This is a genomic window from Ruegeria sp. S263 (assembly GCF_056780525.1).
Window position 1 is genome coordinate 378,483 of sequence record NZ_JBQUVJ010000003.1, and the last position, 15,099, is coordinate 393,581.

Below are 15,099 nucleotides of genomic sequence, written 5' to 3' on the forward strand. Positions count from 1 at the left end.
CTTCTCTTGTCTCCCTTAAATCGCGATCAAGCCATGTTCTCTATTTCTCCGTCCACGCGTCTGCGCACATCACCCTTCTATGAGGCCACCTTGGCCGATGGTGTGTGTGCCATGACAACTTACAATCACATGTTGATGCCGACCTCCTATGGCAGCCCAGAGGAGGAGTACTGGCGCATCATCAACGATGTCTCGATGTGGGATGTTGCGGTAGAGCGGCAAGTGCAGCTAAAGGGCCCAGATGCCGGGCGTCTGGCGCAAATCCTTGCGCCGCGAGACCTGTCAAAATGCAAGATGGGCCAAGGCAAGTATGTTCCACTTTGCAACCACCATGGCGTGCTTATCAACGATCCAATCCTACTGAAGCTGGACCAAGACCGCTACTGGCTGTCTATCGCGGACAGCAATATCTGGTTCTGGGCCGAAGCCGTCGCACGAGAGCGCGGATTGGATGTGGAAGTCAGTGAGCCTGATGTCTCACCTCTGGCCGTGCAGGGTCCCAAGGCGGAAACTGTGGTTGCCTCGATCTTTGGTGATTGGGTGCGAGACCTGAAATACTTCTGGTTCCGGGAAACCGAAATTGACGGTATTCCGGTCGCCGTCGCCCGGTCGGGCTGGTCCAAACAAGGTGGGTTCGAGATTTACCTGATGGATAGTGCCAAAGGCACTGCACTCTGGAACATCGTCAAAGAGGCCGGCCAGCCACACGGTATTGGTCCAGGGAACCCCAACTGGAGTGAGCGAGTCGAGAGCGGTCTCGTTTCCTATGGAGGCGACACCGATGGACAGACCAATCCCTACGAAGTCCGCATGGGCAAATATGTGGACTTGCATGTGCCTGACGACACGATTGGGATCGATGCGCTGCGCCGTATTGCGGATGAGGGGCCGAAACGGCATCAGTTGGGGGTTGTGCTGGACGCTGGCAGTCCTGCAAATCCAGAATTCACTTGGAACAACATAGAGAAAGGGGGGGTAAAAATTGGTGATTTGACGACGTGCGCCTGGTCTTTCCGGATGAAAAAGAATATCGGCTTTGCTCTGGTCTCGGTCGATGCCGAACCCGGCGACAGGGTCATGGTAAAACGTGTCGCTGGACCGGTTGGCGGAACGCTTTGCGAGTTGCCTTTTCTCTGAGAGCACGACGGACCTGGTCACTAAATCGGAACGGCAAATTCCGATTATTCAACGCACCGATGTACTTTTTGTGAGGTCCGGGCCGGATGGGCTTGCGGCTTCACTGGCCGCGGAGGTCTGCCTTGTAATCAGAATTGGGTGATTTGGTGGGAACATCAATAAATTACTGCTGCAACGGTCCACCGAAGATACAGGTGTGGATTCCGGTTCGGTGCGGGATCGTATCACAAACCCTTCTGCCCGAGTCGGTACCAAATACCGATTGCGGCCCTAACGGACATCTTGACGGTTCCGTTGCAAACTTTCGGCCATTGACGCTTTCGGAATTACCGAGTGAATGACTGTCGGTCGTGTCAAGTCGAAAGCCCGCTCATGATTTCCTTCAAAGGTGCCCAGTATCCGAAAGATGTGATCCTATTCGCAGTATTCTTCTACGTTCGATACGGCGTTTCCTACCGCGATCTGGAAGAGATCATGGCAGAGCGAGGTGTTTCCGTCGATCACACCACGCTGAACCGCTGGGTGACACGATACTCTTGCGCAATCGCTGAAACAGCACGCCGCCGCAAAGGCAAATGCGACCGCTCCTGGCGAATGGATGAAACGTATATTAAAGTAAAGGGATCATGGGTTTACCTCTACCGAGCGGTCGACAAACACGGCAAAACGCTTGATTTCATGCTTTCAAACCGTCGGAACAAGCCTGCCGCCACCAAATTCTTCGCCCGGATGTTGGAGGTCAATGGTCTACCGCGAAAGATTGTCATCGACAAAAGCGGAGCCAACACAGCTGGTATCAAGGCGATCAACAAAATGCTGAAAAGCTTTGGCTGCCCGATCCCGATTGAGATGGTGAGGCGGAAATACCTGAACAACATCGTGGAACAAGACCATCGTTTCATCAAAAGACGCATCCGGCCAATGCTAGGGTTCAAGGCGTTCGCTTCAGCGGCAGCAACCCTCGACGGAATCGAAGTGGCACACATGATCCGCAAAGGTCAAATCACGCCCGGAGTCTGTCCGTTTCGTCAATTTGCAGAGCTGGCCGCTTAACCCGCCGGTACAATGCTATCGCTGTCGCCAGTCAAAACTTCGCAACAGATACTGTTGATGCTGCTTCCACATACCGGTGAATTACATCCGGAATTTATTAACCACAAATATGTTCATGATTTCGTTCAAAGACGCCCAATATCCTGAAGATGTAATGCCTTAGGCTGTGTTCTTTTGCGCCAGAAACAACGTGCCCTAACCGTGATCAGCAAGAGGTTAAGGCAGAACACCGCTCCATTTTCCAGCGGCTTATTTTGTGGACATCATGCAAACCAGTGAATTCGGCGTGAGAAGTCGACAATGTGGGATTCGGGCCAAACCCAGAACGAATACCAGACTACCCGGGGTGCAAGGACTGGAGGCGCGTGTCGATACATAATGATCGCTGTCCCAGAGTCTTCCACTCCGTAATCGCCCTCGCGGCAACCGTCATCTATTAGTTGTATGTCCCGACCCTAACTCACAGTGGTGTAGACATACTGAGCCTCCCCCACTGAACTGGTCCACCGTTATGTTTAGGAAACGGAGGACCACGAATGGCAAACAAGAGACCAAAGCCCGAAGAGATTGTCTCGAAGTTACGGCAGGTTGAAGTTCTGATGGGGCAAGGCATGTCCCGTCTTGATGCGATCAGGCAGATCGGCGTTGTTGAACAAACCTATTACCGCTGGAGAAAGAAGTACGGTGGAATGGGTGTAGATCAGTTGAAAGAACTCAAGCGGCTTCAGAAAGAGAACGAGCGACTGAGACGCGCGGTTTCAGATCTGACGCTGGACAAACTGATCCTGACGGAAGCCGCAAAGGGAAACTACTGAGCCCCGCTCGTCGTCGTGCCTGCATCGATCATGTTCGTAGCCATCTGAACGTTTCCGAGAGACGCGCCTGCCGCGTGCTTGGACAACACCGGTCCACGCAACGGCGTGTCCCAGAAGGTCGCGCAGACGAAGACCGATTGGTGGCCGACATGATCGAGCTGACCCGTCAATACGGTCGATATGGCTATCGCAGGATCGCTGCACTGCTGAGAGAGGCTGGCTGGTCTGTCAGTGATGGGCGGATTGAACGGCTTTGGCGACGGGAGGGGCTGAAAGTGCCAGTGAAACAACCGAAGAAAGGACGGCTCTGGCTGAACGATGGGTCGTGTGTTCGGCTACGGCCAGAGTTTCGCAACCATGTTTGGTCGTATGACTTCGTCCATTGCCGAACCGATGATGGAAAAGCCTTCCGAACGCTGAACATCCTTGATGAATACAGTAGGGAATGCTTGGCAATCAGGGTCGAGCGGAAACTGAACTCGACCGATGTAATCGACGTTCTGACGGATCTGTTCATACTTCGCGGCGTGCCGAGTTTCATACGTTCTGACAATGGGCCGGAATTTGTCGCCCAGGCTGTCCGAGACTGGATTGCTGCCGTCGGCGCCAAGACGGCTTACATCGAACCCGGCAGCCCATGGGAGAACGGATATTGTGAAAGCTTCAATGGCCGGTTCAGGGATGAGCTACTCAACGGAGAGATCTTCTACAGCTTGCGCGAAGCACAAATCCTGATCGAACAATGGAGAAAACACTACAACACAAAACGACCCCACAGTGCTCTGGGTTACCGCCCGCCAGCGCCCGAAACCATCATCCCGATGGATCACAGGCCGATGATGCACTAACAATCAACTTGGACCAGTCAGTTGAGGCTGCTCACGGCTGGATCATGTGAACATCGTGACGACTAGGTTGCCTGACATGGTTGCTTGGTATGAAGAGGTCCTGGGTTTGAAACTCGGGACCCGCCCTGATTTTCCGTTCCCCGGAGCTTGGTTGTATGCGGGTGATCACGCAGTGGTTCATCTTGTTGGTCACGAGGGAACGCCAAATGTCGGCTCCGAAGTGAAGCTCAAGCTCGAGCATTTTGCGCTCTCAGCCACAGGCTTGAGCGCATTCGAAGAAAAACTGAGCTCGAATCAGATCAAGTACCGCAAAACTGACGTCCCGGGCGCCCGAATGGTCCAAATCCATGTGGCCGATCCTGATGGAAATCACATTCACATAGACTTTGAAGAAATCGAGTAAGGGACAACCACTCGAAATAGTCGGAACGCAAAACTAAACTCGTAAATTCTTGCCGATTAGTGATCGAGATCATTACTGGGTTGCTTCCAAGAATTACCCGGACCAACATTTTTGGGCGGTACAAGCGTCGAATTGGAGATCAGCATGCTGGACCTCGAAACCAACAAGAAGAATGTCATTGCTTTCTACGAAATGATGTTCAATGAGTGTCGGCCTGCGGAAGCCATAGATATCTTTGTTGGTGATACCTATACGCAGCACAACCCGCATGTTGGCGACGGCAAGCAAGCGTTTATCGAATATTTCGAGCGCATGGCCGCCGAATATCCGGGAAAGCGTGTGGATATCAAACGTGCGTTTGCTGAAGACGACCACGTTGTTCTGCATTGCCACCAAATCTGGCCTGATGGTCTCGAGTACGCAGGTATCGATATTTTTCGCCTGGATGCTGAAGGTAAGGTTGTCGAACACTGGGATGTTCTTCAGGAGGTTCCGGCAAACAGCGAGAATGACAATGGCATGTTTTGACTTAACCGTTCTGACAGCGGTGCATGGAGCTTTGAAAGCTCCTGTCGGCTAAACCACGATAGTCAGAGGGCATAAGTCTGATCCAAGAAACCCGCCGAAGCGTATCTATCAAGAACCCTTTAGCAAGGAGATAAATATGCTCCCGAAGAGTATTCTCGCGGCGACCCTTGGATTATTTGCAGCTACTTCGCTTCAAGCCGGTGTACAAATTCGCTTTATAGAAGGAGCACCCAAGGACCGTTTTGTTCTGACAAACGTTGGAGCTTGCGAAGTAGAAGCCTCGATCCTCAAAATTGACTTGTCGAAATCTGCGGGACGTCTGATTTTCGACGTTACTGAAAAGGGTGCGGGCGTCGAGGTCTTCCAGCCTCTCGAATTCGTTGAGGGTGCGGATGCTCTGCGGCAAATTCCAGCGGTCGTGGACGGGCAAGATACAATAGAACTTGAAATCGCCTCCCTCGCAGCCGGGGACACACTCGCCTTTACCATCGATGTCGATGATACTATCGGGCAACGCGAAATCACTGTTACAGGCTCGGAGATCGAAGGCGCCACGGTGTCCTATACCGTTGCGGAAGAGACCAGTACTGCGACCTTCTCTTCGGACGCGCTTGTAAACGTGACGACCAGGGACTGCTGAAAGCCATCCTACAATGTCGAATTGGTTGATCCGCATAGCATTCCTCGCGCTTATGTTGGGAGGCGGCATTCTGATCGGAACACTGACCGCACCTGGCGAATGGTATGCGCAGCTCTCTAAACCGGCTTTCAATCCACCAAATTGGATTTTTGGGCCGGTTTGGACGGTGCTTTATGTGTTGATCGCCATGGCGGGTTGGCGTCAGTTTGAAGCAGATCGAAGCTCGACCGCCATGAAGCTGTGGTGGGCGCAGATGAGTTTGAACTTTTTGTGGTCGCCAGCCTTTTTCGTAATGCAACTGCCGTGGTTTGCCCTTGTGATCATTGTCGCGTTGTTGGCTGTGATCGTCATGTTCATTGCTCGGGTCAGGAATTCAGATCGGGTTTCCGCACTGGCTTTCCTGCCGTACTTTGCATGGGTCGCATTTGCCACGGCGCTGAACCTCTCCATTGCGATACTGAACTGACAAGGAACAATATGCGTGCAAACTTCATCGGGCTTGTTTCAGGTTTTGTTATCATCGGATGCACAATGGCTCAGGCTGATGAAAAACTGACTGAAGACTTTTCCAAGTCTCCGGAGACGCGTTGGGACTACGTTGCCGACACCGTCATGGGAGGAGTTTCCTCAGGACAGGTGCAGTTTCGTTCGGAAGGTGATGTTGCATTCGCGCGGCTGACCGGAACCGTGAGTACAGAAAACAACGGGGGCTTCATCCAGTTCCGACGCAAGTTGTCTGAGCGACTAGATGAGGCTGTATCAGGCGTCAAGCTATTGGTACGGGGGAACGGCGAGCAATACTTCGTTCACCTCAGAACACGTGGCACGGTGCTTCCGTGGCAATACTACCAGGCCGCGTTCGCAACTTCTGAAGACTGGACCGAAGTCTATTTGCCTCTGTCAGGCTTCAAGGCTTCAGGTGCCATGTTGCGCGCTATTCCCGATGCGGATGCAATAACCTCATTTGGGGTTGTAGCCTTCGGGCACGATCATGAGGCCAGCGTAGATGTCAGCGAGATTGGTTTCTACTGAAGGTCGCCCGGGTGCAACGCTCCAATCTTCGTTGAACCAGCCAGATCAGGCGACTCAAAAAAGCATGCGACAATGCAAATCCAATAGCCTTTGCTCATCCTTTGCAAGCGACTAACTTGGGTACATGGAAGAAGTCACCCGACTAACCGAATGGATGATTACAGAAGGTCGTAGCTCCGGCGATCCTGTAAAAGTGGTGTCACACTTTTGTTCCTCCTTGGTCGAAGCCGGAGTTCCGCTGTGGCGAGTAAACATTGGCCAACGCTTTGCCAATCCATTGCTTATTGCTTGGGGCGTGGTTTGGACGCCCAACGGCACCGACAGCTACGATGTCACCCATGAGACGACGTTGACGGATGGTTATGTTGGGAGCTCATTTGAGTATATTCTGGCGAATAGAAAGCCGCTTCACAAAAGTCTTCAGCAACTGGACTCAGAAACAGAGCATTCATCCTATTTGGAGTTTGCAGAGCAAGGCGGCACCGACTACTACGCTACTTTGCTTTATTATGGTGATGGATCGCTGCATGGTTGCACGTTCATTACACAGGCGCCGGATGGATTCTCGACGGAACATCTAAGGCTGATTGAAGCGGTCTTACCGACCCTTTCTTGCGCCTTGGAACCTGTGACGATGCGAAAATCGTCTAAAGGTCTACTTCGAACTTATTTAGGAGATGGGCCTTCCGAGGCAGTCTGGAGCGGAAACATCAAGCGCGGTGAGCGAACAACTCTGGATGCCGTGGTTATGTTCTCTGATCTGCGAGGTTTTACGGCATTTTCCGAAACCTCTACGGAAGAAGAAGTCTTCGACACGCTCAGCGACTATTTTGATCTGGTGGTCAACGCCGTGGAAGACAACGGTGGAGACGTCCTCAAGTTTATGGGTGATGGCATCCTGTCGATCTTCACTATCGAAGCTCAAAAAAACCATGCCGACCGTTGCAGAATGGCGGCTCTTGCAGCGCAGAGTGTGCTGAGTGGTTTGAACGCTCTCAACACTAGACGAGACGAGTTCCAAAAACCGCCCTTGGACATTGGAATTGGGATCAACGTTGGGCAGGTCAGCTACGGTAACATCGGCAGCCCCGGCAGGCTTGATTTTACGGTTTTGGGTGGTGCGGTGAACGTCGCAAGCCGAATTGAAAACTTAACAAAATCAATTGGTCAGAGAGTGTTGGCGACGTTAGCCGTTGCAAGTGCTTCACCGAACATGTTCGTTAGCTGTGGGGATCACGAAATACGTGGCCTTGCTCAGCCCATTGAGCTGTTCTTTCTCACTGAAGGGGCGCAATAATCAGGTATTTTTTTAAACAACATACCTTTCCGGGAGCATTCTGAGTGTTTGCAAGAACCATTGCCTTACTGATCTGCGCTGGGGCTTCTCCGTCCACGGCATTGGAGCTTCGCGAAACTGGGCGCTACGAGCTCAACCAACCGGCAAGCCTTGACTACGATCCAACGTTTTGTGGCTTGTGGATTGCCAACGAGGGGCCCGAGGCCATTCTCGTTACATTGCAAGGTGATGAGTTGCGCCGCATATCCAGCGATCTCTTCCGTATCAAGGCAATTGCTATCGAAGGAGATCACTTGTTGGTAGGCGACGGTCTTGGCAGCCTCCAACGTGTCACGAAGGAAGGAGTCACTTTAGGAGCACCCTTTGAACTTGAAGGTGGATTTGCGGATACCGAAGGGATCGCGATCAATGCAAAGGGGCAGATCGTGACCGTAGAAGATGATCCGGAACGGTTGTCCTGGTTCACTTCAGAAGGCGTCCTTACGGCAAGGTTGGATACCATGAAGCTCTCTCCCCCCTTAAGCGAGGCACAGGGCATCGCAATTGACCCACGAACCGGTCACATGTTGATCGTTGATGACTGGGAAGGGTCAAACAGCCTGTATGAGTTCACGGCAGATGGCCAACTGCTCGCCCAGCAAAGCCTGTTGGAATTCGGAACTGACCCGGAAGGCATCGCCATTAGGCCGGGATCTAACCAACTGTTCGTGGCGTTCGACGGTGGCGCGAAGATTGTGACATTTGACTACACACCCACCTTGCCTGAAGGATCGCCGCCTCTGCCTCCGGGCGCGGATTGTATGATCTTTTGAGAATTTGGCTGCTTGCTTGGGGCGATGCAGGTTACGGCTAGTCGCGCTCGTTGTCTAGCGTTTCACGTATGAGCGTCAAATTGGGTAAAGACCTATGGAACGGTTCGGGCCCGAGTTCGGACAAAACTGGAGCCAGGGCTTCAGACATCCGTTCCATAGAAGCTTTCAAAAACTCCGCGCCTTGCGGCGTGGACCGGGCAATTTTCGAACGCTTGTCATCGGGGTTGGTTTCAAGGGTAATCAGGGCATGATTTTCTAGGCTCGCGAGCATGTGCGTCATCGACGTCTTGGGCACTTGAAAAGCGTTCGACAGCTGTAGTGGCGTTTCCCCCTCGGGGCGCCGGACCAGGTGGCCCAATATGCCAAACTGGGTAGCGGTCATTCTGCCAGGTAAGAACGCTTCAAGCTTGGTCGAGATCAGCTGGTTGATGATCCCGACCTCGGTGAAGAACCGGTAGACTTCGTTGGTCTCATCTTCAGGCTTCATTCAGAATTCGTGTCTCCAGAGGCCAACGGGGCGTGGCAATTGGTTCAGGCCCATACCCCAAACGCAACAACATTTGCACCGTGTGGCCTGGTGACGCAAGAAGCTCATGCGCAAGATCGTATTCATCGGCCATCTCGGGATATTCCTGAAGGGCCTGACTGACCGGATGCACGCCCAGACCCATTTCGGTTGTCTTCAGGTAGAAACGCATCAATTGACGTCCGGCTTCGAGTTGATCGCTTCGCGTGTTTGTAGCTGTCGTGAGTACTGCGTATTGCGCCGTCGCGTCTAGCATAGCGAAGTAGCCTCGCATGTGAGACTGAGTGCCTGGGTGGTCAACATTCATAAGGGTCTCATTGTCCAATAGGCCAGTAAGTCGCAGCGTTTCCAGCATGGGATCGCGTAACTCAATCCCGTCCGGGTTGGCGTTGATTTCTGCTTTCCCGATCCGCATGAGGTCGACGGATTCTTTCAGGGTCTGCGGCGTTCGCATTTCGATTTCAAATGCGCGTTTCGTGAGGTCTCGAACACGGGCCACTAGATCCTCATCGGAAATTAAAGTGGCATAGTTTTCAAGGACCGACACTTCCGTCTCGGACAGCCGCTGTTCAGTGTACGGTTCTTTGTTGGAATGCCGTTTGAGGATTTGATCTGATAGTGGATCGGGTGCTCCGCCAGAAACAAACACTGCTTCTGCGATTGGTCCGTCATCCCCATCAGGCAGTAACTTGACCTCGGTATCAAATCCCTGTGCACCTGCCGCCAGGACCATCGTCTCAACAAATGCGCCGAGGCCAATATAGAGCTGGCGGTGGTAAGGATCGGTTTCCGGAAGCTCGCGATCTGTATCACGGTGGATGCGCACCTTGTCTTGCCCAACCAACTCGACCAGCCAAGGTTGCAAGTTGTGCGGGTTAGGGGCGAGAATCGCGTAGGACAAAGCGGCTTTGCGGGGGTCGTCATATGGTTGTGGCGTCCACGGAGCCAGCGCGTCATGCGGTGCGCGTGTCGCTAGGAACCCAACCGCGCCCGTTGCCGCCAGTATTGTGCCTCCGCCTAGAATCTTGAGAAAACGTCTTCGATTTGGCATCTTGAGTCTCCAGTAGTACGATATCGAACTAATATAATTCGAAATCGTACTATTTCAACTCCATTGATGCAGTGGTTGGTTGAGTGACCTGAAAAAAGTAAATCAGAACAGCCGGCCTCTACGATAGACTGCCGTGTTAGACAGGTGTTCGGAGAGTCTTTTGTGCCTAAAAAAGCAGCTATTCTAGTTGATTAACGACCGGATGCGAGAAAATCAGAGGCTGTTAAGCCGATGCTTTTCGAGTATCCCGCAAAGCATAGCCTGTGCTTGCAGCCTGTGTTCTCGATGGCGTTCACGGGCGGCATCTGGACGACCTTCACTAATCGCTTGAAAAACAACCCGGTGATCTTCGTTGGATTTAACGGGCAGGGGCCTGATGAACAACGTCGTTGCACGCGCGCGGCGGACTTGGTCGCTCATCATGGCAACAATCGCTTCGACTCGTTGGTTGCCGCCCAACCGAACGAGCTCTTGATGAAACAACTCGTCTGCCTCTGCCCACGCTTCAAGGTCTTCGGCTTCGATGGCTTGGTCCATCTTCGCAATTGATCCAGCGAGTACCGCCAGTTCATCTTCTGAATAACCCGCTTCGGCAGCGCGCTGTGCCGCGAGACTCTCAAGTTCCGTAAGGATGTCGTAGATTTCACGCATATCATCTGATGAAACAGGCAGTATCCGAACGCCCTTTCGGGGTCGCATTTCCAGCAACCCCTTACTTTCCAACATCAGCGCAGCTTCCCGTATCGGGGTGCGGGACATGCCAAGGGTCTCGGCGAGTTCCGACTCCAGATGGTCAGTTCCGGCCGCAAGTTCGCCAGACAGGATCATCCGCCGCAAATCCCTAACAGCGCGTTGTGTATTGGAAAGAGTTTTTGCGTCCTGATCCTTCACGGTGTCTCCAGGTTGATTTTTCGTCCTTCCGCAGCTGAGAGGTAGATATTCTCTTCAATGCGGATCACATCCAAATAGTCTCGGGCCGTGTTTTCCAAAGGCGTGCCCAGTAGAAGGCCCGAAATGACGTGACTTTGCAAGGCGTGAACGCAGTCTCCTCCAAATCCATCATGATCGCTTGGAGGTAGAATCTGCTGTCTCTCCTGTTTTCCAAACGCGCGGAGGTCAACGGAACCGTCGCCGTAAAGAACTAGTGATCCTTCCGTTCCTTCGATGAGAGCTTCGCCCATGGTCTGACGCGGGTTTTTGGCGCTATGGTCAAGGCATCTGTTGCCATCGAACAGAGCTTTCAAACCTTTGGGGTGGTCAAACAGGATGTAACCTGCATCCTCGCCCGAGATAACGGGGTTAACTTGGCGCAAGTCCGCATAAACTGCGCTGGGCGCATCGAACAAAAATCGGAATGTGTCTACCCAGTGAACCGCTGTCTCATGAACTAGGAAACGTGGCATTTTTTGAAAGTACGGCTGCCGGTCCAGGTAGGCTCGCGGTCCCTGTCCGTCGCCGGGCCGAAGCCGGAAAGTCGCTTGTAGAGGTGTTCCAATTCGACCCTCGGTCATCGCCACCTTGATTGCACGATACCAAGGCTGAAAGCGAAAATTCTCATGTACGACAATGGTTGCACCTACCGCTTCAGCCTCTGAAACGATCTTCTCCGCTTCATCCAGAGACATGCAGAAAGGTTTTTGGCAGATCAGCCATTTTATGCCCGAATGCAGCGCAGTTCGAATGGCGTCGGCCTGCGCCACAGGTGGAAGAATGATGTCCACGAGATCTGGTTTTTCCGCCTCCAGCATTTTTGACAGATCATCGTAAGCGGCCAGTCCTGTTTTCTTCGCCTTGTTGATATCACGGTTGCAGGATGCAATCAGATCCGCTCTGGGCATTCGGGACCAACTTTCGTAGTGGAACCTACTGAAATACCCCGCACCCACACACGCGACCCTGATGGCTTGTTGAGTATTCATGCCCGCAATGCTTCCAATACCGATGAGGCTGCGTCCTGCGTTCCGGCGGTGCCACCTAGGTCACGCGTCAGGTTCTGTCCGTTCGCAGTCACCTTTTCCACGGCTTCACGCAACCGTTCGCCGTCGTTGGACAGGCCTGGGTGATCATGGGTCAACCCCAACCATTCAAGCATCATTGCTGCGGACAGGATCATCGCAAAGGGGTTGGCAATACCCTGTCCTGCAATGTCTGGAGCGGAACCATGGCAGGGTTGGAACACAGCGTGATTCAATCCGATATCCGCTGACGGAGCCAGTCCAAGACCGCCCATGAGACCTGCACCAAGGTCGGAGAGGATGTCTCCGAACATGTTCTCGGTCACCATGACATCGAACTCCCAAGGTTTTTGGACCATCCACAGTGCGGTGGCATCAACATAAGCATGGTCTGCCTGCAAATCGGGATGGTGGGCGGCTTCTGCATCAAACATCGATCTGAAGAATGCAAAGGCGCGGAATACATTGGCTTTGTCGACACATGTAACTCGACCCTGACCGCGCCCGGTTCTTTTGCGGTTCTGGGCGAGTTCAAACGCGAAACGGAACAGCTTTTCGGACACCTCACGAGTGATCAACAGAGTTTCACGTGCTTCGTCTTCGGTAACTTCGCCAGCGCCTTGGGTGAAGAACAGTCCTTCTGTGCTTTCGCGTATCAAGACAAAGTCGATCTCTTTTCCGGGAGGCAGCGCCAAGGGGGTCATTTGTCCACTGCTTACCTTTACTGGTCGTACACCAGCGAAAAGTCCCAGTTGCTTTCGCAGATCGATTTGCGGTGAAATCTCGGTTCCGTCAGGGTATCGAACATCTGGTAAGCCCATTGCAGACAGCAGAATCGCGTCAGCGTTGCGTGCAGTTTCGAGTGATCCAGCCGGAAACGATTCTCCAGTTTTGGCGTAGTGGCCTGCACCTGCCGGCGCGTCTGTAAACGCCAGTTCGTAGGTGCGGTTGCCGAGCGAGAGGTGGTGCAGAATTTCAAGCGTAGGGCCCATAATTTCAGGGCCGATCCCATCCCCGTGGAACACTGCGACATCGTAAGTCTTTTTCATTTTGGCCCGCTTCCTTCCCGTTTCGCATTAATAGCGCGATAGCAGCTTCCACTACAGTCCGTTGACAGCGCATTCTTTAATGTATACGCAAATAAATGCAATAATAAACGCAAAGTTGTTTGGGAGGACTTGGAAATGAAACGAAAACTAGGGCGGTTGGTGGCCGCGGCGGTGTTGGCGACCGGTATTACAGGGACGGCGTCTGCGCAGGATTACCCCTATCGTGATATCACCACAGCTGTGGTCTGGGGGGCCGGTGGCGGGACGGACACAATTAACCGTATGATCATGGCCGAGATGGAAAATCACCTTCCGGTCTCGATCAATGTGATCAATCAAACAGGTGGGGTCGCGGGCTCCAACGGCATGGTCTACGTCATGAACCAACCGGACGATGGCTACACATTGGTTGGTCTGTCAGAGTCTAACGTCACCGCTGCCGTGCAGGGTGGTTGGGATAAGAAATTTGATTTTTGGTATCCGTTTATCGTTGGCGGATCACCTGATCTGATCTCGGTTCCGGCAGACAGCCCTTACAATACTCTGGAAGAACTGGTCGACGCTGCGAAAGCTGCTCCTGGGACTATTCCGGCTGCGGCTTCCGGCGCAGGTTCGATCCACCACTTGAACCTTCTGGCCATCGAAAAAGGATCCGGTGCAGAATTCAAGTTTGTTCCATACAAAGGCTCAGCGCCAGGGCAGGAAGCAGCGATAGCAGGTGAAGTTGCGTTGGTTGTGACTTCTCTAGCTGAACAGGCCGCGTTGATCGAAGGCGGTCAACTTAAACCGCTTGCGATGTTGACGCCCGAAGATGCGCAGATTGCAGGGGCAACAGTGCCTTCTGCCTTTGGCATTTATGACGGTCTCGATCAGTATTTGCCGCTCAAGCAGGCCATCGGGTTTGCAGTTCACAGTTCAGCCGGGGACGACGTAAAGGCCGCGCTTGGTAATGCCTTCGAGCAAGCGATTGCCTCCGACACCGTCGCTGAATGGGCCACTGCAAACAATTATGATGTCGGTGGTCAACACGGCGAAGAAGCTCAAGAGCTGTTTGCGAACCTCGAAGCTACCTTTGCATATACCTTGCAAGATCTGGGCGCAGCGACCGTAGATCCGGCATCGCTGGGTATCGAGAAGCCATAATCCTATCACTTTTTCAAGGGCGCGCCTGATCGCGCCCTTTCTGACAAGAGGCAGGCAATGGACAAACCTGACGATACACTGATCATGCGGGCGCGCGATTTCTGGGCATCGATTGGTCTAATAGCAATTTCCACTTTTTTCCTTTGGAAGACGTCGGACATCCCGCTTTGGGGTGAAAACCGCGCAGGTGTAAATGGGTCTGATTGGTACAACTCGGCAGCAATTGTACCGCTGTTCATCTTCGGTGGATTGCTTGTCTTGTCCTTCGTGTTGCTGGCGATTTCGATCCGTTCAGGAGGAGCCCAACACGCGCTCAGTGCTTTAGGGGTCGGATGGGATAAGTCGGAAGCCTATCGAGCTTCAACCATAGGCCTGATTCTTCTTGCATATGTCGTCGGGCTGGTTCCCAGAGTGGACTTCATTCTGTGCTCTGGGTTGCTGATCACGGCTTTGACTTACGGTTACTACGGGGGTCATGCGCGGCGTGCTTTGGTGGCTTGTATAGCAGTTGTCGTCGCCGGTTTGTTTGCGTTCGCCGTGTTTCCTGCTCAGGCGGATTGGAATGCACACGCTGATGATTGGTTCACACTGGCCTTGTGGGTGGCGTTAACACTAGTGGTATTGACCAAAGCGGCTTCAGAGCGCGTTTTGCGGTTCGTTCCATTGGTGGCAATACTTGCCCCGCTCATCCTCGTTTGTGCGATGGCCTTTGTTTTCCGGCAGAACGTGCCCGCGCGCGGCGGGCTGATCTTCAAGCAAATCGAATACCACTACTACGTGACGCTTCGTCCGCTATGGAAAGACTGACCG

17 protein-coding genes and 1 pseudogene are annotated in these 15,099 nt (G+C 53.0%); 13 read left to right on the forward strand and 5 right to left on the reverse strand.

Annotated elements, in window-relative coordinates:
- Positions 1-33 precede the first annotated feature (33 nt).
- The 11 genes and pseudogenes from ACT2B1_RS20350 to ACT2B1_RS20400 all read left to right on the forward strand — a co-directional run bounded on the left by ACT2B1_RS20350 (position 34) and on the right by ACT2B1_RS20400 (position 8,565).
- Entirely contained in the window at positions 34-1,137 is a 1,104-nt protein-coding gene (locus ACT2B1_RS20350; RefSeq protein WP_481669064.1) for a glycine cleavage T C-terminal barrel domain-containing protein, read from the forward strand.
- 372 nt (positions 1,138-1,509) lie between these two features.
- Positions 1,510-2,190: an IS6 family transposase gene (locus ACT2B1_RS20355; RefSeq protein WP_481669055.1), complete on the forward strand. Its 681-nt coding sequence runs from the start codon at positions 1,510-1,512 to the stop codon at positions 2,188-2,190.
- A gap of 350 nt (positions 2,191-2,540) precedes the next feature.
- Positions 2,541-2,630 (forward strand): annotated as a pseudogene (locus tag ACT2B1_RS20360) (IS5/IS1182 family transposase); the annotation flags it as partial.
- A gap of 96 nt (positions 2,631-2,726) precedes the next feature.
- Positions 2,727-3,853 (forward strand): IS3 family transposase gene (locus ACT2B1_RS20365; protein WP_480721046.1). Its coding sequence is split into 2 segments (ribosomal slippage): positions 2,727-2,991 and positions 2,991-3,853, totalling 1,128 coding nucleotides; the frame shifts between segments, so codons are not numbered across the junction.
- A gap of 46 nt (positions 3,854-3,899) precedes the next feature.
- Complete coding sequence (locus ACT2B1_RS20370; protein ID WP_481669065.1) at positions 3,900-4,256, forward strand: VOC family protein; 357 nt, start codon at positions 3,900-3,902, stop codon at positions 4,254-4,256.
- Positions 4,257-4,400: 144 nt separating this feature from the next.
- Complete coding sequence (locus ACT2B1_RS20375) at positions 4,401-4,784, forward strand: nuclear transport factor 2 family protein (protein ID WP_171123467.1); 384 nt, start codon at positions 4,401-4,403, stop codon at positions 4,782-4,784.
- A gap of 136 nt (positions 4,785-4,920) precedes the next feature.
- Positions 4,921-5,424 (forward strand): aggregation factor core, encoded by a 504-nt coding sequence (locus ACT2B1_RS20380; RefSeq protein ID WP_171212948.1) that lies wholly within the window; start codon positions 4,921-4,923, stop codon positions 5,422-5,424.
- A 13-nt stretch (positions 5,425-5,437) separates the two neighbouring features.
- Positions 5,438-5,890, forward strand: a complete 453-nt coding sequence (locus ACT2B1_RS20385) for a TspO/MBR family protein (protein WP_171123463.1) — start codon at positions 5,438-5,440, stop codon at positions 5,888-5,890.
- Between the two features lie 11 nt (positions 5,891-5,901).
- Positions 5,902-6,456: a CIA30 family protein gene (locus tag ACT2B1_RS20390; protein WP_171212949.1), complete on the forward strand. Its 555-nt coding sequence runs from the start codon at positions 5,902-5,904 to the stop codon at positions 6,454-6,456.
- 124 nt (positions 6,457-6,580) lie between these two features.
- Entirely contained in the window at positions 6,581-7,753 is a 1,173-nt protein-coding gene (locus ACT2B1_RS20395) for an adenylate/guanylate cyclase domain-containing protein (RefSeq protein WP_481669066.1), read from the forward strand.
- A 44-nt stretch (positions 7,754-7,797) separates the two neighbouring features.
- Positions 7,798-8,565: a hypothetical protein gene (locus ACT2B1_RS20400; RefSeq protein ID WP_371808205.1), complete on the forward strand. Its 768-nt coding sequence runs from the start codon at positions 7,798-7,800 to the stop codon at positions 8,563-8,565.
- Positions 8,566-8,602: 37 nt separating this feature from the next.
- Here the strand turns inward: ACT2B1_RS20400 and ACT2B1_RS20405 are convergent, their stop codons facing one another.
- From ACT2B1_RS20405 to ACT2B1_RS20425, 5 genes are all read right to left on the reverse strand, one after another.
- Complete coding sequence (locus ACT2B1_RS20405; RefSeq protein ID WP_171123457.1) at positions 8,603-9,052, reverse strand: MarR family winged helix-turn-helix transcriptional regulator; 450 nt, start codon at positions 9,050-9,052, stop codon at positions 8,603-8,605.
- Positions 9,042-10,142 carry an Acg family FMN-binding oxidoreductase gene (locus ACT2B1_RS20410; protein WP_481669067.1) on the reverse strand — a complete coding sequence of 367 codons (1,101 nt, stop codon included), beginning with the start codon at positions 10,140-10,142 and terminating at the stop codon, positions 9,042-9,044. Before ACT2B1_RS20410 ends, ACT2B1_RS20405 begins: the two co-directional genes overlap by 11 nt.
- A 213-nt stretch (positions 10,143-10,355) precedes the next feature.
- Complete coding sequence (locus ACT2B1_RS20415) at positions 10,356-11,033, reverse strand: GntR family transcriptional regulator (RefSeq protein WP_171123453.1); 678 nt, start codon at positions 11,031-11,033, stop codon at positions 10,356-10,358.
- Complete coding sequence (locus tag ACT2B1_RS20420; RefSeq protein WP_171125200.1) at positions 11,030-12,061, reverse strand: Gfo/Idh/MocA family protein; 1,032 nt, start codon at positions 12,059-12,061, stop codon at positions 11,030-11,032. The genes ACT2B1_RS20415 and ACT2B1_RS20420 overlap by 4 nt, the downstream gene beginning before the upstream one ends.
- Positions 12,058-13,146: an isocitrate/isopropylmalate dehydrogenase family protein gene (locus ACT2B1_RS20425; protein WP_171239264.1), complete on the reverse strand. Its 1,089-nt coding sequence runs from the start codon at positions 13,144-13,146 to the stop codon at positions 12,058-12,060. The genes ACT2B1_RS20420 and ACT2B1_RS20425 overlap by 4 nt, the downstream gene beginning before the upstream one ends.
- A 135-nt stretch (positions 13,147-13,281) precedes the next feature.
- On the opposite strand from ACT2B1_RS20425, the gene ACT2B1_RS20430 reads away from it, so the two are divergent.
- Positions 13,282-14,289, forward strand: coding sequence for a Bug family tripartite tricarboxylate transporter substrate binding protein (locus ACT2B1_RS20430; RefSeq protein ID WP_481669068.1), 1,008 nt, complete (start codon positions 13,282-13,284; stop codon positions 14,287-14,289).
- Positions 14,290-14,346: 57 nt separating this feature from the next.
- Positions 14,347-15,096: a hypothetical protein gene (locus tag ACT2B1_RS20435; RefSeq protein ID WP_171123447.1), complete on the forward strand. Its 750-nt coding sequence runs from the start codon at positions 14,347-14,349 to the stop codon at positions 15,094-15,096.
- The last annotated feature ends 3 nt before the right edge of the window (positions 15,097-15,099 follow it).